This is a genomic window from Bradyrhizobium sp. WCU1 (assembly GCF_053474805.1).
Genome location: NZ_CM130280.1, coordinates 4,659,629 through 4,681,092 on the forward strand (window position 1 = coordinate 4,659,629; position 21,464 = coordinate 4,681,092).

The 21,464-nt window shown below is 63.9% G+C and carries 24 protein-coding genes; 9 read left to right on the forward strand and 15 right to left on the reverse strand.

Features of this window, described 5'->3' with window-relative positions; translation table 11 throughout:
* Positions 1–16: 16 nt before the first annotated feature.
* Positions 17–5,581 (reverse strand): DUF7379 domain-containing protein, encoded by a 5,565-nt coding sequence (locus ACTUWL_RS21505; protein WP_021081812.1) that lies wholly within the window; start codon positions 5,579–5,581, stop codon positions 17–19.
* Between the two features lie 363 nt (positions 5,582–5,944).
* Here ACTUWL_RS21505 and ACTUWL_RS21510 point away from each other — a divergent pair, with 363 nt between their 5' ends.
* Together ACTUWL_RS21510 and ACTUWL_RS21515 are read left to right on the forward strand one after the other, a co-directional pair.
* Positions 5,945–6,274, forward strand: coding sequence for a hypothetical protein (locus tag ACTUWL_RS21510; protein WP_021081813.1), 330 nt, complete (start codon positions 5,945–5,947; stop codon positions 6,272–6,274).
* 185 nt (positions 6,275–6,459) lie between these two features.
* A complete protein-coding gene (locus tag ACTUWL_RS21515; protein WP_021081814.1) occupies positions 6,460–6,783 on the forward strand; it encodes a hypothetical protein in 324 nt (107 codons plus the stop codon).
* A 1-nt stretch (position 6,784) separates the two neighbouring features.
* Here the strand turns inward: ACTUWL_RS21515 and ACTUWL_RS21520 are convergent, their stop codons facing one another.
* Positions 6,785–6,922 (reverse strand): hypothetical protein, encoded by a 138-nt coding sequence (locus tag ACTUWL_RS21520; RefSeq protein WP_158267748.1) that lies wholly within the window; start codon positions 6,920–6,922, stop codon positions 6,785–6,787.
* Positions 6,923–6,956: 34 nt separating this feature from the next.
* On the opposite strand from ACTUWL_RS21520, the gene ACTUWL_RS21525 reads away from it, so the two are divergent.
* Positions 6,957–7,637, forward strand: coding sequence for a ParA family protein (locus ACTUWL_RS21525; RefSeq protein WP_021081815.1), 681 nt, complete (start codon positions 6,957–6,959; stop codon positions 7,635–7,637).
* Positions 7,638–7,877: 240 nt separating this feature from the next.
* Here the strand turns inward: ACTUWL_RS21525 and ACTUWL_RS21530 are convergent, their stop codons facing one another.
* Together ACTUWL_RS21530 and ACTUWL_RS21535 are read right to left on the reverse strand one after the other, a co-directional pair.
* Complete coding sequence (locus ACTUWL_RS21530) at positions 7,878–8,024, reverse strand: hypothetical protein (RefSeq protein ID WP_168471119.1); 147 nt, start codon at positions 8,022–8,024, stop codon at positions 7,878–7,880.
* 133 nt (positions 8,025–8,157) lie between these two features.
* Positions 8,158–8,454, reverse strand: a complete 297-nt coding sequence (locus tag ACTUWL_RS21535; protein WP_021081816.1) for a DUF4282 domain-containing protein — start codon at positions 8,452–8,454, stop codon at positions 8,158–8,160.
* A gap of 319 nt (positions 8,455–8,773) precedes the next feature.
* On the opposite strand from ACTUWL_RS21535, the gene ACTUWL_RS21540 reads away from it, so the two are divergent.
* The 3 genes from ACTUWL_RS21540 (at position 8,774) to ACTUWL_RS21550 (ending at position 10,032) form a co-directional block, all read left to right on the forward strand.
* Positions 8,774–9,232, forward strand: a complete 459-nt coding sequence (locus tag ACTUWL_RS21540; RefSeq protein ID WP_021081817.1) for a MaoC family dehydratase — start codon at positions 8,774–8,776, stop codon at positions 9,230–9,232.
* Between the two features lies 1 nt (position 9,233).
* Positions 9,234–9,716, forward strand: a complete 483-nt coding sequence (locus tag ACTUWL_RS21545) for a MaoC family dehydratase (RefSeq protein ID WP_021081818.1) — start codon at positions 9,234–9,236, stop codon at positions 9,714–9,716.
* Between the two features lie 172 nt (positions 9,717–9,888).
* Positions 9,889–10,032, forward strand: coding sequence for a hypothetical protein (locus tag ACTUWL_RS21550; RefSeq protein ID WP_016841369.1), 144 nt, complete (start codon positions 9,889–9,891; stop codon positions 10,030–10,032).
* Between the two features lie 107 nt (positions 10,033–10,139).
* Here the strand turns inward: ACTUWL_RS21550 and ACTUWL_RS21555 are convergent, their stop codons facing one another.
* From ACTUWL_RS21555 to ACTUWL_RS21585, 7 genes are all read right to left on the reverse strand, one after another.
* Entirely contained in the window at positions 10,140–10,277 is a 138-nt protein-coding gene (locus tag ACTUWL_RS21555) for a hypothetical protein (protein ID WP_021081819.1), read from the reverse strand.
* A 227-nt stretch (positions 10,278–10,504) separates the two neighbouring features.
* Positions 10,505–10,924: a hypothetical protein gene (locus tag ACTUWL_RS21560; RefSeq protein ID WP_021081820.1), complete on the reverse strand. Its 420-nt coding sequence runs from the start codon at positions 10,922–10,924 to the stop codon at positions 10,505–10,507.
* A 154-nt stretch (positions 10,925–11,078) separates the two neighbouring features.
* The gene (locus tag ACTUWL_RS21565) at positions 11,079–12,050 is read right to left on the reverse strand and encodes a hypothetical protein (RefSeq protein WP_035653281.1); all 972 of its coding nucleotides are present in this window, start codon (positions 12,048–12,050) and stop codon (positions 11,079–11,081) included.
* Positions 12,051–12,235: 185 nt separating this feature from the next.
* The gene (locus ACTUWL_RS21570) at positions 12,236–12,670 is read right to left on the reverse strand and encodes a nuclear transport factor 2 family protein (RefSeq protein ID WP_021081822.1); all 435 of its coding nucleotides are present in this window, start codon (positions 12,668–12,670) and stop codon (positions 12,236–12,238) included.
* Between the two features lie 200 nt (positions 12,671–12,870).
* Positions 12,871–13,131, reverse strand: a complete 261-nt coding sequence (locus tag ACTUWL_RS21575; protein ID WP_021081823.1) for a hypothetical protein — start codon at positions 13,129–13,131, stop codon at positions 12,871–12,873.
* 323 nt (positions 13,132–13,454) lie between these two features.
* Entirely contained in the window at positions 13,455–13,898 is a 444-nt protein-coding gene (locus ACTUWL_RS21580) for a nuclear transport factor 2 family protein (RefSeq protein ID WP_021082505.1), read from the reverse strand.
* A gap of 226 nt (positions 13,899–14,124) precedes the next feature.
* Entirely contained in the window at positions 14,125–14,949 is an 825-nt protein-coding gene (locus ACTUWL_RS21585) for a hypothetical protein (RefSeq protein WP_158267749.1), read from the reverse strand.
* A 141-nt stretch (positions 14,950–15,090) separates the two neighbouring features.
* Between ACTUWL_RS21585 and ACTUWL_RS21590 the strand changes: the two genes are divergently transcribed.
* The 3 genes from ACTUWL_RS21590 (at position 15,091) to ACTUWL_RS21600 (ending at position 16,924) form a co-directional block, all read left to right on the forward strand.
* Entirely contained in the window at positions 15,091–15,330 is a 240-nt protein-coding gene (locus ACTUWL_RS21590) for a hypothetical protein (protein WP_021082503.1), read from the forward strand.
* An 80-nt stretch (positions 15,331–15,410) separates the two neighbouring features.
* The gene (locus ACTUWL_RS21595; RefSeq protein ID WP_021082502.1) at positions 15,411–15,602 is read left to right on the forward strand and encodes a hypothetical protein; all 192 of its coding nucleotides are present in this window, start codon (positions 15,411–15,413) and stop codon (positions 15,600–15,602) included.
* A 935-nt stretch (positions 15,603–16,537) separates the two neighbouring features.
* Positions 16,538–16,924, forward strand: coding sequence for a hypothetical protein (locus ACTUWL_RS21600; protein WP_021080715.1), 387 nt, complete (start codon positions 16,538–16,540; stop codon positions 16,922–16,924).
* 47 nt (positions 16,925–16,971) lie between these two features.
* Here ACTUWL_RS21600 and ACTUWL_RS21605 read toward each other — a convergent pair whose 3' ends face one another.
* Genes ACTUWL_RS21605 through uvrB form a run of 4 tightly spaced genes read right to left on the reverse strand, consistent with a single transcriptional unit; the run spans position 16,972 to position 21,459 of the window.
* On the reverse strand, positions 16,972–17,253 hold the full coding sequence (locus ACTUWL_RS21605; protein ID WP_021080714.1) for a hypothetical protein: 282 nt from the start codon (positions 17,251–17,253) through the stop codon (positions 16,972–16,974).
* Positions 17,254–17,262: 9 nt separating this feature from the next.
* A complete protein-coding gene (locus ACTUWL_RS21610) occupies positions 17,263–18,030 on the reverse strand; it encodes a DpnI domain-containing protein (RefSeq protein ID WP_021080713.1) in 768 nt (255 codons plus the stop codon).
* A gap of 45 nt (positions 18,031–18,075) precedes the next feature.
* Positions 18,076–18,492: a pyridoxamine 5'-phosphate oxidase family protein gene (locus ACTUWL_RS21615; RefSeq protein WP_021080712.1), complete on the reverse strand. Its 417-nt coding sequence runs from the start codon at positions 18,490–18,492 to the stop codon at positions 18,076–18,078.
* A 3-nt stretch (positions 18,493–18,495) separates the two neighbouring features.
* Positions 18,496–21,459 carry an excinuclease ABC subunit UvrB gene (gene uvrB / locus ACTUWL_RS21620; protein WP_021080711.1) on the reverse strand — a complete coding sequence of 988 codons (2,964 nt, stop codon included), beginning with the start codon at positions 21,457–21,459 and terminating at the stop codon, positions 18,496–18,498.
* Positions 21,460–21,464: the final 5 nt, after the last annotated feature.

A 21,464-nucleotide genomic window follows, 5' to 3' on the forward strand; every position in this document is an offset into this window, starting at 1 on the left:
CTGTTGCCCGTCTCGATCAGCGACGCCGCTTCCCTTTCGCTGCACGTTTGGCGGTCTTGGCTCGCCGCTTGGCAGCGCCCGGCTTCGCCGCTGCGGCCGGTGGCTCGCTTCCCGCGTGCAACCTCAGTTCAGCGAGGAGCCGGTCGGCGGCAGTCTTCTCGTTCTGCCCCGCAGACCCGACGTATCTGGCGAGCACGAATTCAGTGTTGTCGAGGACGGAACCCCACATCGTGGGGTTGCTGACGCGGGCGTAGTGTTTCCGGAAGTCCTCGATCAGGCGGTCGACGTCCGGCGCAAGACTGCCGGCTGCGACCGACTCGAACAGGTCGAGTTCGGTCTGTCCGACGACCGACCAGAAGTCCGGCGCGACGGATGACATCGATTGGCGCACCTCCGTGATGTCATTGGTCTTGAGCGGCCTCGCGAGCACCAATTGCGCTGCGATCCGGTTCATCGCCGGGTAAAAGAACGGACGCGTCTTGGTGTCGCGGGCAATCGTCTCCGCGGCGCTGTAGTGCTGCCACATCCGATTGATCGCCTGCATTTCGGCGGAGTGATCGCCGGCCAGGGCTTCGAGCATCGCCAGTCGCTTGAACCCGGAGCCGTAAAGGCTTTCCCGCTCGTAGGTCCGCGCCAAGGTCAGCAGCGTGTCGAGCAGCGCCATCGCATCCTTGATGGCCGCGCGCGCCTCGCTAAAGGCCGTCGCCGACGGGGCGGCATTGTTCTTGATGTTGTTCAAGGCCTGGCGGCTCTTCGCATTGGCCAGTTGCTCGATCGCGATCAGGGACGCCGCTCCATCCTGTGCCGCCCTCGCGCGCTCGTACCATTCGATCGCCTCCGCAAAGCGGCGCGATTTCATCCACGCGTTTCCGAACGCCTCGGCGACGTCCCCGCGGTCTCGATACTGGCCGAAGGTTGCTTCCAGATAGCGCAGGCGTCCGGCCTGAATGTCAGGAGACTTGCGCTGGTACTCGCTTTCCACCCCGATCTGCTCGAGCGCGAAGATCAGCGATGGGGCAGAGGCAATGCTGGAAAATTCCTGCCCCGGAGCAGTCGGGCGTTGTGCATCGCCGGTTGCAGGCCGGAATCGCCAGTCGGGGTCACCGTAGCACTGATAGGCCGCCCAAGTGTTGCCGCCGCGGGCATAGGCACCTTCCCTGGCAGATGCGACCGCGTCGATGAAGCGCTTGCCTCCGAGCAGCGCGTGATAGAACTCCTTGGCAAATACGCTTGCAGCCTCATCGTCCACCGCCCAGCCGGCGGCGATCACGCATCGGACGCCACTCTTGATAAGGGCCTGGGCGACACCCGACGCAAATTGCGCGCGATTGTAGTTGGTAGGCCCGAGCAGATCGTTCGGCGCGCTGGTCCCGAGATGGCAGCAATTCACGAACACAAGCTCGGGTTGGACCCGTAACGCCTGGATTTCATTGGCTCCCAGGAACGAACCGCCCGAGAGCACCACGCCCCTTGTCTCGAAGCCCTTGTCGGTCTCCGTCGGCGGTTCGCCATGGCCCGCGACATGGATGATCCGCCAGGATTTCTTGCAGGCCGCATTGAGCACGGCGGTAGCGTCGGGTTCGGGATCACTTGGGTTGGGACCGCTGATCACGGATGTCACCCGTGCTGCGGCGGACGTCCGGCTATCGGGAGATGTCGTGGCCGCGGTCAGGAACGTCGCGACCTCGAGGGCTTCGCGCCTGGCGCCCAGCAGGATCGGATAGTTCGCTCGATCGCAGGCAGGGTCGCCGATCACAAGAATGTCGTCATCGGCCGTGGCGCTGTTCACCGCGATGTCGGGCGTCGTCATCCGCAGCTTGCGCAACAGCTTGGTCCGGATCGACCATGGCTTCTGCCGGTTCGAAGCCGTCGGCGACTCCAGGGCCTCCCAGGGTATCGGGGCCGTTCCTTGGTCAAGCTCCAGCACCGTCGCCGTGCTGCCGCCCAGGAACGACTCGAGATCGCGGGGCAGGAGCAGGGTGAACAAGGTTCGGCCGATCTGCGTGTCGGTGTTGGTGTTGTTGGAGGCGGTGGTCACCAGGTTCTTGATGAGCCGCACTTGCATCGGCTGGGGGCGCACGTCGTTGCGCGCCCGTTTCGAGTTGATGGTGTAAGCGATCTCCTGGCTGTCGCCTTCGGTCTTCAGGACGAGCGCACTGATGAAGTCGTAGTCGGCACCGCGATATCCGGCCTCCGGCGGCCGGCGCAGTGCGCCGGCTTCGCCTGCAATGGTCGGGGCGACGGTGTAGGCGCCGGGTGCCGAGATCGCGAGGGTCTGCAGCGCATTCCAGGCGTCGCTCGCGCGGTCGAGATAGAGTTCGATGATCTTGAGCCGGTCGACACGCGGCCACTGCGCGTTTGCAGGGCCCTTTTCCGCGATCTGCTCATTGGCCTCACGGACGCCCTGGGCGATCAGCTGGGCGGCCTGCCCGGGCGTGATGCCGCTGCCGCCGCTGCCCAGCAGCGTGGTCGCCAGCGTAAATCCGGTGGCGATCGGACTGCGTTCAGTGAGACGCTGCGACCATCCGATCACGGCCTGCCGGACCGTGTCGACGAGATCCGAGCCGCGCAATTCGCCTTCGGGGCCGAGACCTGCGACGATCACTGCTGCCGGCAGCGGCATCAGCTTGACGGGATCGCGGCTGAGATTCAGGAAGATCTGAAATGTTCCCGGACCGGTGGCGTACAGACCGCGCTGCAACGATGCGCTCATCGCACCATTGAGGACACGATCGATCGCCGCTTCCGCGCCGGTGAGGCTCGACGACCGGTAGTGGCCGATCAGCAAGGGTTCGGCGATAAAGGTGAGATCGCCGTTGACGACGTCGATACGCAGGGATGTCGAAGCTGGTGCGGCTTGCGGCGCGCGCGCTGCCGCCGAGGACAGCACGTCGAGCTCGCTTTGCGGCGGCGATTGCCGCATCCGCAGTCGGGCAGGACGGGCTCGCGCGACCGGTCCGACGGTGTCAGCGGTCTTTTGCCGGGCGGTGCCGGTCGCGGAGACCCGGGCGAGCCGCGTCGTGCTGCCGGTGTTCAGAAGCTCGCGATAGGCTTCGAATGCAACCTTGTACCGCGGCAGCGAACCGTGATCGGAATCCGCAAGCCAGGTCGCTACTCCCGGAAGCTCCGCGCTTTCCAGCGTGACCCGGCCATCGCCGTCGCCGACGTCGAGATAGGCGAGCCCTCGGTCGCCGTCGCTCGAGCTCTCGTAGCCGGCCGGCGTGCTCGGCGCCTTGCCGACCACCAGCAGCAGCCGGTCGGCCCAGGCGACGAGGTCCTCGTCGCGCTGCTTGTCGAGCCTGCGACGGAGCTCGGCGGCATCATCAAGCACGGCTTGCGGCGGAATACCCCATTGGAATTGAGCCAGCTGAAGTGCCAGATTATGCCACGTGCTGCGCGCGCGGATGGCATCGAGATCGGATTTTGCGAGATCTCTCCAGGCGCTCTCCTTGTCGAGCCCGTCCAACAGGCCGGCCTGGAGCTGAATGAATCCCGGGAAATCGGCGATCAACTGACGCGTCTCGTTGCTGGAGAACGGCGCGCCGACATTGATGAGGAGATTGCCGAAGCTGTCGTCGCCCGACAGCACCTGCATTGGCGTCCAGGATCCGCCGTTCGGCGTTCCGAGCATGAGAATCCGCGCTCCGTCGGATTGTATCATCCGATTCCAGGTCGTGGGATCGACGAGCTGCATGGCGCGCGCAAGCAGTCCGCCCATCGAATGGGCGATGATCCGCACTGGCTGCCGCGATGTCTTGCGCGCGTCGAGCGCAGCCGCGATCGCCTCCGCGAGCCGTTTTGCTTCGGCCACAATCGGCAGGCGCCAGTCGAATGCGAATGGCTTGACGTCATGATCGCTGAACATCGCGGTCGCGAGATCGTCGTAATAGATCCCGATCGGGTCATCGGGTTCAACACCGTCCTTCTTGCCGGGTTCGTAGGTGAGCCGCTTGAGACCGTTGACGAGGCGCCACCCCAACCAGATCCGCTCGTCGTCGATCTTGAGATTGCTGCCGAGAATTCCGGGCAGGACGAACAGCGCCGGCAGTTCGGCCGCTTTGCTGGCGGGACGTACGGGCAGTCGCGCACGAGCTCCGCTCGATGATTGTCCGGCCCAGGAGAGCGGGCCGATCACGCTGAACCCGTCGGGCGACGTGCTGCCCGTCCTGGTCAGGGCGTCGACCACCGCCGATGCCGTCTGGGTGTTGCTGAAATAGTTGAAGTGCGAGACCTTGCCGCCCTGATCAAGAACGAATGTCGAGTCCCTCTCCCGGGGTGAGCCGCCATACATCGATCGCGTCTGCACCACCAGATCGTTGTCGGTCCAGAAGAAGGCGTCCGACAGCAACGCCTTGACCCAGGACACCACCGAGTCGCCCTGGAGATCGCCGGCGACCACGCGCAGATCGCCGCTGATCGGGCTCGTTGCCGAGTGGAGCCAGCGGATCAGCGGAGAGTCCGGAATCTGTGCCGCAAGACCGGGCACCTCGTCGGGGTTCGCGCGGCGACGGGCGACCTCACCGAGAAAGTCGACGAGTTGCGGCGCAATCGGAATCTGGGCGAGCTCGAGCGCCCATTTCAGCACCGACACATAGGCATCAAGCCGCTTGGAGGCGAGCAACGTGCCGCGCGCCGGGCATGCGACGCGGACCACGCGCTCGATTGAAATCTTCTTGTCCGAGACGATCTCGGCGAGCCTCTTGAGCTCAGCTGCGCTCGAACCATCCTCCTTGAACAGGTCCAGATCGGACAGCCGCGGATTGGCGCAGACGCGTGCCAGCACCTCGGCGACCAGTCCGCCGCGCGAATGCGTCAGGAGGTGAAGTCGTGCTTTCCTGGGCGCCGCTTCGGCGAGCGTGATGGCATTGGCGATCGGGCTGGCCCCGAGCGTCGGATGGTCGAGGGCATAGACCCTGTTGTCATAGGACTTGAACAGCGCAGCCACCAGCTCCGGGTGCTCGGTCCAGAGCTTGCCGAACGTGCCGGTCGTCTGGCTGAAGGTTCCGTGGATCAGAACCAGCGACGCCCCGTCGTCAGCGGCGATCGCGGACGTGTCGCGCCCCTTGAGCGGCTCGAGCTTGTCAGGCTGCAGCCGATAGACGCCGGGGTCGACCTGTGAATCAAACGACTTGACGACCTTCGAGGCGACGAAGGCGGCCGCCTTGTCCTCGACGATCCCGCTGACGATATGGAGCGCTCCCACCTGCACGTCGCCGAAGATGCCGCGCGACAGCGGTGCCGTGTCCTCAAGGCGCCACTGCAGCCGGCCGGGCACGCGCACCTCTCCCGGACCGAGCGCGCTTCCCTCGCGTGCGAGCGGATCATGCTGCGATTGCAGCAGATCCCGCGCGGATTCGGGATGAAGCCACAGCGAAGGCCCACCTGCGATATCGATGACGACGATATCCTCTCCGGGAAGGGCAGCTTTGGTCTTGATGGTCGCGTCACCGGCGCCGCGTTGCGCCGTCACAATCACGGAGTCTTTCAGATGCTCCGTTGCGGTCGGGGCTGGAGCGCGAGCGCCGCGGGTCGTTCCGTCCGGGCGGACGCCGGTCATCACGAATGCGATTGGTTCGGACAATGTGACGCTCCTGCAATGGCCGGGCCACCATGCAAGAACCAGGCGCGAGCGGAACAAGCCACCGCGGCCGGGCAGGTTGCCACTGAATTATGGTATCTGCGAGCAATGAAGACACGATACTCGCTTTAATAGAATTGACAAGCGTGGCGCCGGCTCGTGTCGGCGACCGACTTGGGAGGAAGCGATACCAGTCAGCCACAACGGCGCCGTGAATTGGCAATTTCTGTCAGCAACTTGCAATGGTCGCGAAAATCCAACCGGCCGCAGCGTGTCACCACGCCTGCTTGCGCTTCTGCGTTTCTTCACTCACACTCTCGGAAACGCCACCTTTTGTATACGCTTGGTGCTGCCTTGGGGGGATGCATGGGGATCGCCGGTTCAAGGAGTTTTTCGTTTGCGTTGATGCTCGTGGTCGCCGTTGCGGCGCTGCTGCTGCCGGGCCGGGGCGAGGCCTACACCCCCGACCAGCAGGAGGCCTGTACGCCGGATGCGTTCCGGCTTTGTGGTCCCGAGATTCCCGACGTCGACCGCATCACGGCCTGCATGATCAGGAATAGGGCGCAGCTCTCGCCCGCCTGCCGCGTCTTCTTCCGCGGTGGTCCCGAGCCGCGTGAGGCGAGCGAGCGCGAGGAGCGGCGGCCTGCCAAGCGCAAGGTCTCCAGATCGCACAAGGCGAAGAAGTCCACCTACTGATCTGGTTCCCGTCGCGCGCACGCAAGCGTCCCCGAAGCGCGACGCGACTTCGCGCGATCGCGCAGCTGCGTTTTTCAAGACCGTCATGCGCGACAGACTGACGCCTTGTGACGCTGTCACGCAGCATCATCTCTGGGACTGGTGTTGCTTGCAGGATCCGTTCCGGAACGGATGGAGTGAGGCGCGTGAGCGAATTTGACAGACAGGAGATCGATCGGCACTTCGCCTGGTTCGAGGCCAAGCTTCCGGAGAAGCCGGCACGCTTCGTCGCGTGGCTGCGCAAACCGTCGTCACGCCATGTGCGGATTCCGCTCGCGATCCTCTTGATCATCGGCGGCATCTTCAGCTTCCTGCCGGTGCTCGGACTCTGGATGCTGCCGCTCGGACTCCTTTTGTTCGCGCAGGACGTTCCGTTGCTGCAGAGGCCCACCGCGCAACTGCTTGGCTGGATCGAACGCAAATGGATCGCGCGCGAGCGCGCCAAAACTGCCGAAAAATGCCAGCCCTGAGTCAAATCAAGCGCTTAGCTTCCATTTTCGGTTGTGTCATAATTACAGTGTGACTCAAAAAGCAGAATGCACCGGTAATCTTGGCCGCTTTGCGGATTGCAAGAAGTTTTTTCTTTCGCGAATCAGCGTGCTGATTCATTTTCGCCTCCTGGGGTCAATCTGGAGGCCAACGTATGAACGTGATTGTTTTCGCTTCGCGTAAGGGGGGCTCGGGAAAAAGTACCCTGGCTGCTCACCTCGCCGCGCAAGTGCACAAGGCGACGAAGCCCTGTCTGCTGATCGACGCCGATCCGCAGGGTTCGCTCACTCTCTGGCACAAGCTGCGCGGCACCAACGAACCCGCGATCAAGACGGCGGTGAATTCGGTCAGCGGGATCATCGCGCAGGCCAAGCGCGACGGCATCGAGTGGGTGTTCATCGACACGCCGCCGAACCTGTCGGCCGTGGTCGACGACTCGATCAAGAACGCCACCATGGTGATCATTCCGGCGCGTCCCGGCGTGTTCGACGTCAATGCGGTGCAGGAAACCATCCAGACCTGCCGCTCGATGCGCAAGCCCTATGCCGTCGTGATCAACGGCGCGCCCGCGCAGCGTGACGGTGCCGAAAGCCGCATCGTCGCGATCGCGCGCGAGGCGCTGGCGAAGTTCCGCGCACCGGTGTGGAGCGGCCAGATCACCAACCGCGCCGATCTGCTGATGGCGCTCGGCCAGGGTGAAGGCGCTCGCGAATATTACGCGGAAGGCCGCGCCGCTGCCGAAATCAACCGGCTGTGGGCCGCGATCGAACGTTCGATCAAGGCGATCCGCGGTACGGCGTCGGCGTCGGGCGCAATGCACAAGCAGGCGGCGTAACAACGCCGCTCTGGTTCGAACTGGAAAGAACGCGCGGTACCCGCGCGTTTTTTGCGTGATTGTCATTGCGAGCCATTGTCATTGCGAACCAACGGGTCGCGCGAACGCGCGCCCGATGACAGGCTCCGCGAAGCAATCCTTTTGTCCACGCGTACCGACCGATGGATTGCTTCGTCGCTTCGGCGCAAAATTGCTTTGCAATTTTGTCGCGCGCTCCTCGCAATGACGCGATGGATGGCGTTACGCCACCATCAACAGATAGAACACGATCACCGGCGCCAGGGTCAGGATCACCGACCAGATGCCGACAGCCCACAGAATATCCTCAGTCGTGAAGCCCGGCGCTGTGCCCGGCCTCCCGGCAATAAAACCAGTCCTGGAAGTCACGACGCCCCCGCATTGGTCTCGGCAATGCAGGGGTGATACGCGAGCGGCTTTAATATCCTGGCCGGAATTTCGCTGGCATTTGCGCGCGCCGACTACTTCGGATTAACCACGGCTCGGCCAGAGGCCGGACGGCTCAGTGCATGCCGCCGTCGCGGTCGCGGATCGCGCCGAGATGTTCGTTGATCCGGAACACGATCAGGATGAACTCGGCGATAATGCGCGAGAACACGATGCCGACGAACATGCTGGCGATCGACGCAAGCAGCTGAATGAAGCCGACGAACGGGCTGATTGCCATTGCCGTGAGGCTCCACAGGACGCCGGAGATTCCGAACAGCACGATGACTGCGATCACCAGCCAGTAGAACGTCTTGATGATCGTGGGCGTGATGAAGCGGTCCCACTGAAACAGATCCTGGAAATCGAACATCATGGTTCTCCCGGCCAGCCGACATATGATTCGCGTCTCGTTCATCCTACTGCGTCACCCCCGGCGTGATCACTTCATCCCAGGCGCCTGCGCGGAGGCGGCAATAGGGGACGAAGCGTTCGCCGGGCCAATGGTCCAGGACCGCGCCAAGGCGCTTCCGCACCACGGGGATCGCTACCGCAGGAGCCCAATCGGTCTCGCCAGAGGCCAGCCCCGGACCGGGCGCCGGCAGTCCAGGGTCGAGCTATGCGAGTGGGCCAGTTGTGATTGCTGCAAATAACGGCCACAATCGGGCTTCCCTCCGGCATATCCTCATCTCATGACCACGCTGACCTTCGAAGACTTCAAGCCCGGCCGTTTCGGCACGTTCGGCCCTCGCCATGTGTCGCGCGAGGAAATCCTCGCCTTCGCCGCCGAATTCGACCCGCAGCCGATGCATCTCGACGAGGAGGCGGCGAAGAAATCCATGCTCCGCGGCCTGTCGGGCTCCGGCTGGCATCTCGGCTCGCTGATGATGCGGATGCTGTTCGACGGCTTCATCGGCCGCACCGCCTCGCTCGGCTCGCCCGGGGTCAACGAGATGCGCTGGGTGGCGCCGCTGCGTCCGGGTGACGATTTGACGCTGGACGTCGGCGTCGTCGAGGCGCGGGTTTCGAAGAGCCGCCCGGAAACCGGCATCGTCACCTTCAAGGGCACGATGCGCAACGCGCGTGGCGAGATTCTGTGCGAGATGGAGTCGCCGATCATCGTCAGCCGCCGGCAAGGCGCGGGTAACTAAGATGCGTTTCTTCGAAGACATCGAGATCGGCGACCAGCGCGCGATCGGTTCATTCACCTTCACCGCCGAGGACATCAAGCGCTTTGCCGCGCAGTTCGATCCGCAGCGCTTCCACCTCGACGAGGAGGCGGGGCGCAACTCGCTGTTCGGTGGGCTCGCGGCATCGGGCTGGCACGTCGCCAGCGTCTGCATGAAGCTGCTGGTCGCCGACGGCAAGCAACTCGCCGCGCAAGCCGCTGCGCGCGGTGAGAAGGTCGCGGTCTGGGGACCCTCGCCGGGCTTCCGCGAGCTGCGCTGGATCCGCCCGGTGCTGGCGGGCGATACCATCAGCTACTCCAACCAGGTCGAGACCAAGCGCACGTCCGGGAAGCGGCCCGAATGGGGCATCCTTCAGGCCCGCAACACCGGCGTCAATCAGCGCAATGAGGTGGTGTTCTCGTTCCTCGCGACCGCCTTCGTGCCGCGCCGCAATCCCGGTTCCTGATGTTGCCCCCACGCCTCTGATGTTGCCCGGACGCCATGGTGGCAGACTAAGTCTGCTGCCTACGCAGTTGTGCGTTGCGCGGAACTCATTTTTTGCTAACGCATTTTGAACCTTTGTCCCTGCTCTATGGTTTGAGGGCACGGACATCCGGGCAGGCACCACTGGGGATACCATGGCAGATCGCAGCGCGCTGAAACTCGTCGGAATTATCTTCGCGACGGTAACGGTTGTCGTGATGCTGGCGACCGGAATGGTCGTGAAGGGGTTTGCCGACGGCAACTATTCCTTCGAGACCACCGCGAGTATCGATCGCTGATCGACCCTCTGTAACCGCGGGCTCTCGGCGAGCGCCCCGGGATGTGCGTTTGCGTGTTTCAATGTGATCCGTCGGCAGGCTGCGTCACATTCTACCGGTTAACCTGTTCAACGATTCCAGATCAGCACCATCACGACGGTCGCGGCGGCCAGGATGCCGATAAACCGGAGCATGATCGTGCCGATGCCCTGCTGCGGCTGGCGCAGCGGAATAGGATCGGCGTTATCAGGCCGGACGCTCTGCATGAATTCTCTCCAAAATGGATGCCCGCCAGCGCGCGGTCCGGACCCGATTTCCGGATCGGACGCCCGCTCGGCATCGAACTTTCAAATCGGCTTCCGCAAGAATTGACGTCGCGGAGCTTACACCGCGCAGAATAACGAATCGTTCAACGCCGCAGCGGGCATGCAAAACGAAGCCGCCGCCCCCCTTGTCGGGAGACGGCGGCTGCTGGCCCTAGAACGGATCGCGATCAGCTGTTGCGCAGGCCGTCGGCGGCGCGCTTCCACTGCGAGACGTTGTCGGCGATCATGCGTGTCGACTTCATCGCGGCCTGGCTGAGTTGGGCATAGCCGGAGATCTCGCGCTGGACGCGCTGGCCCTCGGCATGCAGCAGGTCGCGCAGGCTCTCGAGCTCGCCGATCAGCTTCTCGATCTCGGCGAGCGAGGTGCCGGCGACGCGCTGGATCAGCGAGTTGACGTTGCTGACCGTGGCGTCGGTGTTGGTGTCGGTCGGCGCGGTCTCCGGGCTCGCCACGGGGCGGCGCAGATAGGCGATGTCGTTGCGCACGAAGTCGCGGATGCCGGCTTCGACTTCCGAGACCGCAGCGAGGTTGGTGTCGACCTCGGACGTCGCCTCTGTGGCTTCCTCGGTACGGTTGGTGGCGTTCATCGGCTTTCCCCTGGGTTCGCAATAGCGAAGCGCGGCTGTCCCCCGCACGACGAATTGATGAAGTTACGGACCTATCAGTGCCGCCGAATTTGACCGCATCTGGGCCAAGTTGGGGCAATGGTTGATCATTAGCGCGACAGGGATAACAGATCGTTCACCATGAGCGCTTGTAGCCGGCGCCGATGCTCTTGTTGATCGTGCCCTGGGGGGTCTCGCCGACTGAGCCGGAGACGGTGACGCCGTCGAACAGCTTCTGCTCGGCGCCGATCTTGCGCAGCCATTTGTCGTCGGAGGTCGAGGACAGCGTCTGGCCCGCGGTGATGCTGGTGCCGGTGTCGGTAACGGACAGCCGTGCTGACTGGCCGGTGTCGTAGCTGTGCGAGGGGGCGCCGGTGATGCCGGGCACCGGGACCACGCCCTGCTGGATCAAATTATAGCCGCCCTGCAGCGTCAGCGAATACTGCTCCGACAGCGGCACCGACTTGCTCAGGGAGGTGCCGATCTTGCTCTGGTCGGCGCCGGGGTCGACCCGCGCCTCGACCGAGGTCTTGTCCCAGATCGATGCCACGCCGGGCGCGGACATCGTGGCCCAGGCCGAGCCGCCGGATTGCGGCAGGCTGCCGCCATTGGCCAGCCGTTCCGACAATTGCTCCGACGCCGTCGTCGTGGCCGGTTTGGCGACCGTCATGTCGGCGCCGATGCGGGTGTCGAGGAACGGCGAGATCGACTGCTTGACCGACACGGCCGAGGAGCCGTTGGCGTTGTTGTTGGTGGTCCAGGACGGATCGTTGCCGGCGACGCTGCCGCGCTTGGCCGCGCCCTTCGGCGCCAGCGTGGGCAGGCTGGTGGAATCGGTGTCGAGCTGGCTCCAGTCGAGCTTGCTCTGGTCGATGTCCTTCAGGATGTCGGCGTCATTGGCGTCGGCCGCCGGCGGCGCCTCGCCGGCCGCGGCCTCGGCGTCGTCCGCCGGGGTGTCCTTCGCTGCGCTGTCCTTGGCCGTATTTTGGACGGCGGGAGCGATCTGCCACGGTGAACTCTGGGCGCCGGCCGAAAACGTGAGCGCCACGCTGAAGCCGGCCGCCAGCACTGGCAGCCTCGCCCAGCCAAATCGCAATGTGGAAGTCATTCCCAGCCCGCAAATTCCAGAGCGGCAGTGTGCGTTTGCCGTGGCGCAAAATTGTGGCAACGGAACCGCGAAAGCAAATGATCAACGCGTGATCTGTCTACCGCCGGGGCGGGCGCCTCAACGCGAAGACGGGCTTCGCGCTTGAGATGCCCCGGACATGACGAAGCCGTGAAATCGGGGGGCCGTCAGACCGCGATGCGCGGCAGATGGATCGGGTAGCCGACGGTCTGCTCGACCAGATCGAAACTGTCGACCAGCACGCGGAAGCTCGTCAGCTTGCCGGCCCTGAACTGCGCGAAATGCGCGATCCTGAGCGAGATCGGCTTGTTGGAGTCCAGTGCCGTCAGCGAATAGCGCAGCATCGAGGCCGCGGAATCCGCACCCAGCATGATGGACTCGCGGTCGAAGCGGTGAACCCGCAGGTTCTCGCCGATCTGCCGGATCACCTCGAGCACTGCGGCCTTGCCGCGGCGCGAGCCGAAGAAGGAAAACAGGTCGATCGGTCCGTAGATGGCCCATTCGACTTCGTCATCGAGCATCAGCTCGACGTCTGTAAGCTGGCGTTCGTTGATCGCGCGATGCAATGCGCGCGAAAAACGCCAGAGGCTATGCTCTGTCATTTTGGTCTGGTCCTGAAACTGGATTTTCAAAGCAAGCGAATGGCAGGCGGTCAGCGCCGACGCCCTGCCAGGTTGCTGCACATCGCTATTGTCGCCTCAGATAGTGCGGAATAGCCAAAACGCAAATGACTTTTTTGCAATGCACAATTGCGCCGGATCCGACCGGAGTGTGACGCTCGAAAGCGTTCCGGTCACACAATTCAGCGGTCGCGTTGCCGCGCCGGCTGCCGTTCGATCACGATCTCGGCGTCGCGGATCGCCACCACTGCGAACAGCAGCGCACCGCCGATGCCGCCGATCGCGGCGCCGAGCGGCATGAAGGTGAAGAACACCAGCGTTCCGCTGTCGAGGCCCGAGGTTCTGGCCATTCCGATCCAGGTGAGCCCGGCTCCGATGCCGAGAGCGGCGCCGCCGAGGGCGCCCAGTGCAAGGCCAAGCACAGCGAGCAATGCGACTTTCATGGTAATTTCAGCCCCGACCGCAACAAGCCCAGTGATAGGTCCGCGGCGGGCCTTCGAGGTTCAACACCGTTGTTGCGAATTTGCGGGGCGTGACGCGTTTGCGGGAAGCTAAAGCCTGATGAGATTAGGTCGAGCTGGAACGGCATCGAAAGTTCACCTCTCCCTTGGGAGAGGCCGATTTGCGCAGCAAATCGGGTGAGGGGTTGCGGTCTATCGAGAGAGCAAGAGCCCTCACCCGGATTGCTTCGCAATCCGACCTCTCCCCACCGGGGAGAGGTGAAGCAAGACGGCGCCAAGTCGATTCAACCAAAACTCATCTCGCTTTAGTCCGCGTTCTGCCCGGTCAGCGCTGCCGCGATGTCACGCTCCAGCACCTGCTGGACGAGGTCGAAGGTGTCGATGATCTCGCGGATCTCGGTGATCAGGCCGTCGCGCAGCGTGTAGAACACCGCGACGTCGAACTGCACCATGCGGCGATTGTTGCGCTTGCGGAAGAACACGCGGAGCTGTGCTGCGACCTTGTCGCCTTCGGTCACCACGATCGGCGCCTCGTAGCGCATGTCGGAGTAACGCTCGTGGATCGTGGTCCACATCTGACGCAGCGCGGGTTTGCCGCGGTGCTGGCCCATATGCGGGAGAATGTCGATCGGGGCGTTGGCGAGAAACGCGACGTCGTCGCTGCAGCGCTCGAGCGCGCCCTCGATGCCGCCCGCGTAATAGACGTCGAGGAAGTTCAAGACGCGTTGCCGGTTCAAATCCTCGCCCATGATCGACTCCGCCGGTTCCATCCGACTTGCCCCGGTTCCACACTCTGAACCCGTGCGTTCCACTATCAAACACATGTTTGACGTGCGAAAGCGGATTAGGTTCGGCAACCACCACGTATTGTGGCACAAAGTGCACATGATCCGGCAGCCGGCCGGTGAGATCGCGCCGGCTCGCTGTCGCGGCGCGCTCATCCGCCGGTGCGGCCGTTAACTCGCTGGCGCGGCCTTAATTCGCCGGCGCGGCCTTGCCGGTCACGAGGTCGATGATAAACCGCGTCTTCCTTTCCGAACCCTCCGGCACAAAGGCCTCGCCGGCCTGGAGGTCGTAGTAGAGCTCCTTCGACTTCGGAAAGCCCGCGCCGCAGGCGGTGCGGATGATCTCGTCGTCGGCGTAGTCGATGTCGACCGCAACCGTGTTGCGGCGCGGGCCGGCGGCGAGGTTGGATAGACCGAAATACTTCGGCCCCTCGTTGCACTTCACGACGTTGGCGCCGTAGGCGCTGACCGCATCCTCGGCCCGGAGCAGGAAGTCGGGTGTGATCTCGATCCGCTTGCCGGGCTTGCTGGAAAACTCCATCCGCGCCACCGCGCTCTCGACGATGCCCTGGCCCATGTGGCCAACCGTGCAGACCAACTCATCCTGCTGCTCATCCTTGGATAGCACGATGCAGTCATGGCCCTGCGCGCCCGCCAGGAAGCGCACGAAGCGGGTGGCCTTGCCGTTCTGCTCGAACAGCGCGACGCCGCCGAAATCGGTCGCGTGCGGCTCGCATTCGCTTTCATAATTGACGACAAGCAATGTGCTGTCCGGAGCGAGGAAGCGTCCGGCGTAGCGCTCCTTGGTCAGCTTGACGTCGCAGGCCCGGCCGCCGGGATAGGATTTCGCCCGCGTGCAGGTCGACCCCTTGATATTGGCGCCGGTGCAGAAAGTCGCAAGCAGCGCACGGTCGCCATCCTCCGCGTGGGCAGGGCTGGAGATGAAATGGCTGGCGACGACCAGGATCGCCGCGGCAAGCGCCCGCGCGAGGAAGGCAATATGTAATGTCTGCACGATCTTCAAAACACGGTCCGCAATGCGGCGGCATTTAGAGCATGATCGCGGCCTGTGCGCAGCGAATTTCTGGCGCGAAGCGGCGGGAACCGGCAGGGTGGCTTGGCCGTTGATGCCGGACAATTCCATTGGAGCCGCATCATGAAATCCATTCTTGTCGCAACCATTATTGCCGTCACTGCGCTTGCCGCAACTTCGCCCGCCGACGCCAAGGGCTGCATCAAGGGCGCGGTCGTCGGCGGTGTCGCCGGCCATTATGCCGGTCATCATGGCGTGCTCGGCGCGGCCGCCGGATGCCTCTACGGCCGCCATCACGCAAAGGAGCAGGAACGTCAGCGCCAGCAGCAGCAGGCTCAGCCTTCGCAGCAGGAGAAGCTGTAGGGCCCGGCCTGTTGTGAAGCCGCGTTTCCGGAACGCCGCCCGCAGGGGCGGCGTTGTCTCGTTGCGTAACGGAGACGATGATGACGAAACCAAAGACAAAGACCATCCAGCCCGTTCCCGACGACAACAAGAGCCACAAGGGCCCCGGCAGCGCTCCCAGCGTTCCCCTCGACACCACCAAGGGCCATCGCGACGACGAGAAGCACAACATCCGCGAGCAGGCCGCGCACGGCAATCTGACCCAGAACACCAGCAACCGGCGGTCGGGGTAGGGCGTAGCTCCACATCCTCGGCGTCGTCCTGGCGAAAGCCAGGACCCATAACCACCGCTATTTGTTGCGAGCCGGACCGCGGCCCCAGCCTCGTCCGGCAATGCACATCTGGGGTAATGGGTCCTGGCCTTCGCCAGGACGACGGTGGAAATCCGATTCACCTGTCAAACAGCGTGCTCAGCGTCATCACCCGCGCATGCGGCTGATCCAGTATTCCAGAGGCCGCGGTGCTTGAATCGAGAGGCCGCGGCGTACTGGATCGCCCGGCCCGTCTTCGCCAAGGCTTCGACGAGGCCATGAGTCACTGGCGCGCCGAAGCTTTAGCGAAGGCGGCGAGCCGGGCGATGACGGCTGGGAATGGTGACGCAGCTTCGCATTCTCGCGGCGCGTTTCGCCCGAGCTTTGCATTTCGTTTGCCCTCCGTCTGAACAGAGGGCGCAGGGAAGACCGGGTGCCGATCGCACCCATGGGCCCCGTGCAATGGGTAGAAAGCACGGGGGTAGGACCACAGGTGTAACCGGAAACAACCCGGCCTTCCCTGCGCGATGGTAGTGCGGCTTACTTCGTGCTCTCCCCGGCGAGACTGGGCTTTGTTGTCACCGTCTCCGCAACGCGCACCGCGCAATTCGAGAGACACCTACCATGAGGGCGTCAGGACCACACGACTTCACCGTCCGCTTCACGCGCATTCGTCGACTGCGCATTCCGCGTCCACCGCATCTCACACCGCGTTCGTGACGATCGCGACCCGCCCCTCGTGTCGGGTGAGACGCGCACATTGAACATCTGAGTTGGGTCCCGCGTCAAGTTAAATTCCGAAAATCGGAATAAATCTGCCGGGGCCCGCTGCCGGCGTGACGCGCATCACGTCGCAGACGGGCACGCGCGGCTAGATTGGCGGCATCGGATCACCCGACTGCCGAGGAAACGCCGCCATGAACGCCATCGCCGCACCGAAGTCATCCGCGCGGAACCGGCTCGAAGGCTTTGCGCTCACCGCCATCCTGCAGGGGATGCCGACCTTCGCCGCCGCCGTGCTGGCGCTGAAGATGATCGGTGCCCCGGAAATCGTCGGCGATCGCTACGGCGCCGCGATCTACGTCGTGCTCGCCTCGCTGGTCTACGCCGCGATCACGCCGCTGCTCGCCGCAAGATTCCCGAAACGTTTCGCCGGCGCCTACGCGCCGATGTTCTCCGACGCCGGCCTGTCGTTTTCCGAGAAGATCGCGCAGTGGCGGAGCCAGCCCACGGTCTCGCTGCAACTCATGACCACGATGATCATGATGTCGCTGCTGGCGGTCGCGGTGGTCAGCGTTCGGTGAAGAATACCTTAGAGCTACGAGCGTTACCGATGGATATCGGCCAAAGATTAGTCTAACTCGGTCGAGACCAAAAATTCCTCCGCCTTTGCGCGCGTAGGGAAGCGTCCGACTTCTTCATAGTCGGGATCATGTTCTGCCGTGTCGGGCGAGCGCATTACGACGAATTCACTGCCTTCCTGCTCGATAAGATCAGTAAGGTCTTCGCTCCTGATCGGCGTCATGTCGCGTGCGCCACAGTGTGGGCATTCATTGTCACACATGCAGGACCATTCATCTGTCCAGCGGCGGCGGCAACTTTCACATCTATAGAAATTGAGAAACCAAGCCATGTCGACCTCTCAAGATTTCAATCGGTAATTGCCTCGAGCCAGGAACTCGATAAACCCACGATCGCGCAAGAATTGAAGCTGCTGGCGAATCTTCGGCCGGACGTTCTGGTTGCCCGGATACAGATCGCCAAGATGCCGTTCAAAGGCATAGACTTCTTCAAGGGTAAAGTCGCGCTTGCCCAGCGCTTCGACGCATTTCATCACGTCGAGCAGCCAACCCCGCGCCTCCAGCGATTGATCGCGGAGAAAGAGTGTCTTCTGCCATTCCGCAAGAACCAGCTCCTTGTCGCGAATGACGCCGTTTTGAACGATGTGGATTTTTCCCCATTCCGGGACCTTGCCAAGGAGGATATTGGACCCGATCCAGCCGGCGCGCCGGGCCGTGGCGGCCAACGGCTTCCGTTCCTCGATGATGTCATGGACGAAGAAGTGCTTGGGAACGATCAGCAGATTGACGACTGCAAGCGGCTTCAGATCGTAGTTCATCAGGAGAAGGTTGGGATTGTTGCTCGCCGCGAGCCGCTCACACTTCGTCTTGTAGGCGCCGTCAGCAACCTTAGGGCCGAACTTCCCCTTCTGGCTCTTGAGCTCGAACTCCTCGCTGCACGATCCGCACAGGAAATCCGCCACCGGACTGTTGTTCGGGAACTGCGACATCTTTGCAGTGCCGCAGTGCGGACAATAGGCCCAAGCCTTGACCCAGGCCTCCGTCCAGGCACGAGCGCTTTGGGAGCCGCTGGTGTAAGAGGTTTGCGATTCTTCGAAGCCGAGTTTCATGAAGCCAGCGTAGCGAAACCGAACCAAATTTCCAGCGCTACACGTCTACGCCAGTTTGATCTCAGCAACCCGCTCCGGCACCGCGCCAAAATCGCTGAACCGCACCCAGCGGGGCCGCACGCGGACATAGCCGATGTTCGGCCATGCCTCGCGCTCCGGGCCGTCGGGCCACGCCGCGAAATACACCTGTTTGCAGGCGGTGAGTTCCGCGCCGGTTGGAAAGTCGGCGACGCCCTCAAGCTGCGCGGTCTGCTCGGCGTCCCAGCCGATCACAAGTGCTACGCGGGGATCGGCGCGGACGTTCTGGTATTTGCGCGAGGTGGTCAGCGTATCGAAGATGATCTCGAGATCGTCGCCGACCGCGATGCCGACGACGGCGGCCTGCGGTGCGCCATCGTGCACTGTGCTGACCACAGCGAGCCGGTGCATCCGCAGGAAGGCGAGAAGCTCGGCGCGCGTCATACTCTACCGCTTCTTCCACCCACCACGCTTCCCCGGCGCACCACCGCTGCTCCGCGGCGACGGGCCGAACTCCGGCCCCGACTGCCTTGAATCCGTCGGCTGGATGATGCGGCTCGTGGTGCCGAACGGTTTTGCCGGCAGTGCGCCGCCCGGGCGGAACGGCAGCGATTCCGGGCCGTGCATTTCGTCGAGGTCGGGCTTGTGGACGCGGGAGCCGGACTTGCCGCCGCGGCTGGCCTTCAGCGAGGTCTGCGCGGTCTTGTTCTTCAGCGCGGCGACCGGCAAATTGGCGGCGTCGCCGTATTTCCTGGTGCCGGCATAGGCGCCGGCCTGCTTCTGAACGTTGCGCTGCTTGGCGGTGGGGTCGTCGACCACGGCCATCTCGGTGGCGCGCAGCCGCTTGACCTCGTCGCGCAACCGCGCGGCTTCCTCGAAGTTCAAATCGGCGGCGGCCCCGCGCATCCTGGTTTCGAGATCGCTCAGCACGGCCTCGAAATTGTGCCCGATGCTGATGACGTCGTCGGCCATGCCGCCATCGCCGATCTCGACCAGCACGTGGTCGCGCTCGTAGACCGAGTTGAGGATGTCGCCGATCGACTTCTTGACGCTCTCCGGCGTGATGCCGTGGGCCTCGTTGTACTCGACCTGCTTCTCGCGGCGCCGATTGGTCTCCGCGATCGCGCGCTCCATCGAGCCGGTCATGCCGTCGGCATAGAGGATCACCTTGCCGTCGACGTTGCGCGCGGCGCGGCCGATGGTCTGGATCAGAGAGGTCTCGCTGCGCAGGAAACCTTCCTTGTCGGCGTCGAGGATCGCGACCAGCGCGCATTCGGGAATGTCGAGGCCCTCGCGCAACAGGTTGATGCCGACCAGCGCGTCGAACGCGCCGAGGCGGAGATCCCTGATGATCTCGATGCGCTCGATGGTGTCGATATCGCTGTGCATGTAGCGGACGCGGATGCCCTGCTCGTGCAGATATTCGGTCAGGTCCTCCGCCATGCGTTTTGTCAGAACCGTGATCAGCGAGCGATAGCCGGCAGCGGCCGTCGCGCGCACCTCGCCGACGAGATCGTCGACCTGGGTGCGGGCGGGGCGAATATGCACGGGCGGATCAATCAGGCCGGTCGGGCGGATCACCTGCTCGACGAACACGCCGCCGGCCTCGTTGATCTCCCAGCCGCTCGGCGTCGCCGACACCGCGACCGTCTGCGGCCGCATCATGTCCCATTCCTCGAAGCGCAGCGGGCGGTTGTCCATGCAGGAGGGCAGGCGGAAGCCGTATTCGGCCAAGGTCGCCTTGCGGCGGAAGTCGCCGCGGAACATGCCGCCGATCTGCGGCACGGTGACGTGGCTTTCGTCGGCGAACACCAGCGCGTTGTCGGGCACGTATTCGAACAGCGTCGGCGGCGGTTCGCCGGGGCGGCGGCCGGTGAGGTAGCGCGAATAGTTCTCGATGCCTGCGCAGCTGCCGGTCGCTTCCATCATCTCGAGGTCGAAGGTGGTGCGCTGCTCGAGCCGCTGCGCCTCCAAGAGCCGGCCTTGGTCGTTGAGCTGGTCGAGCCGCATCTTCAATTCCGATTTGATCGACTTGATCGCCTGCACCAAAGTCGGGCGCGGCGTCACATAGTGCGAATTGGCGTACATCTTGATGAATTCGAGCTCGTCCTGCTTGTGGCCGGTGAGCGGGTCGAACTCCTCGATGGTCTCGATGGTGTCGCCGAACAGGTTCACGCGCCAGGCGCGGTCCTCGTAGTGCGCCGGGAATATGTCGATGACGTCGCCGCGGACGCGGAAGGTGCCGCGGGTGAAGTCGGCCTGGGTGCGCTTGTATTGCAGCGCGACCAGGTCGGCGATCAATTGCCGCTGGTCGATGCGCTCGCCTTTCTTCAGCGCGAAGGTCATTGCGGTGTAGGTCTCGACCGAGCCGATACCGTAGATGCAGGACACGGAAGCCACGATGATGACGTCGTCGCGCTCCAACAGCGCGCGCGTCGCCGAGTGGCGCATGCGGTCGATCTGCTCGTTGATCGAGGAGTCCTTCTCGATATAGGTGTCGGTGCGCGGGACGTAGGCTTCCGGCTGGTAGTAGTCGTAATACGAGACGAAATACTCGACCGCGTTGTCGGGGAAGAAGCTCTTGAACTCGCCGTAGAGCTGCGCGGCCAGCGTCTTGTTCGGCGCCAGGATCAGCGCCGGGCGCTGCGTCGCCTCGATCACCTTGGCCATGGTGTAGGTCTTGCCCGAGCCGGTGACGCCGAGCAGCACCTGGGTGCGGTCGTTACGCTGGATGCCCTCGACCAGTTCGGCGATCGCGGTCGGCTGGTCGCCCTTCGGCTCGTAGGACGACTTGATCTCGAACCGCACGCCGCCTTCGGATTTCTCCGGGCGCGGCGGCCGGTGCGGGGTCCATACCCGCATCGAGCCGTCGTCCTTGCGGAACTCCGGGCGGCCGTCGCGGATCAGGTTTTCCAGCGCGTCGGCGGTGGCCTTGACGCCGAGCGCCTCCATCTTGCTGCGCGGCGGACGGGCCAACGCCTCGTCGTCATCCTCGGCGGTCGGCAGGCCGAGCTGCCGCGCCAGTTCCGGATCGAGCGTCGGGATGGTGGCCGAGGTGCCGTAATTGGCCTGCGGGGCCTCCTCGAGCCCTTCGGGCCTGGTTCGTGCGCCCGGCGGTTGCGGATTCTGTCGCAACGGCATCGGATAAGGATCGGCGGAACTCTGAGGGAAGTTCTTCGGCGTCGACGCCCGCGCGCGATGCGCCGCGGCCTCGCCGCCGGCGCGGCGGTCCCAGGAATTGTCCGGCGGCGGCTGCAAGCCGGTGCCCGAGCCCATGCCGGCATCGCCGCGATTGATCGCGGGATTGAGCAATTCCGCGAGCGCCGGTCCGATCGGCTGGACCTCGGGCCGGTGTGCCTTGGATTTGGGGGATTTGCCGGGCTTTTTCGGAGTGTTCGGTGTCTTCGCCATGGCCG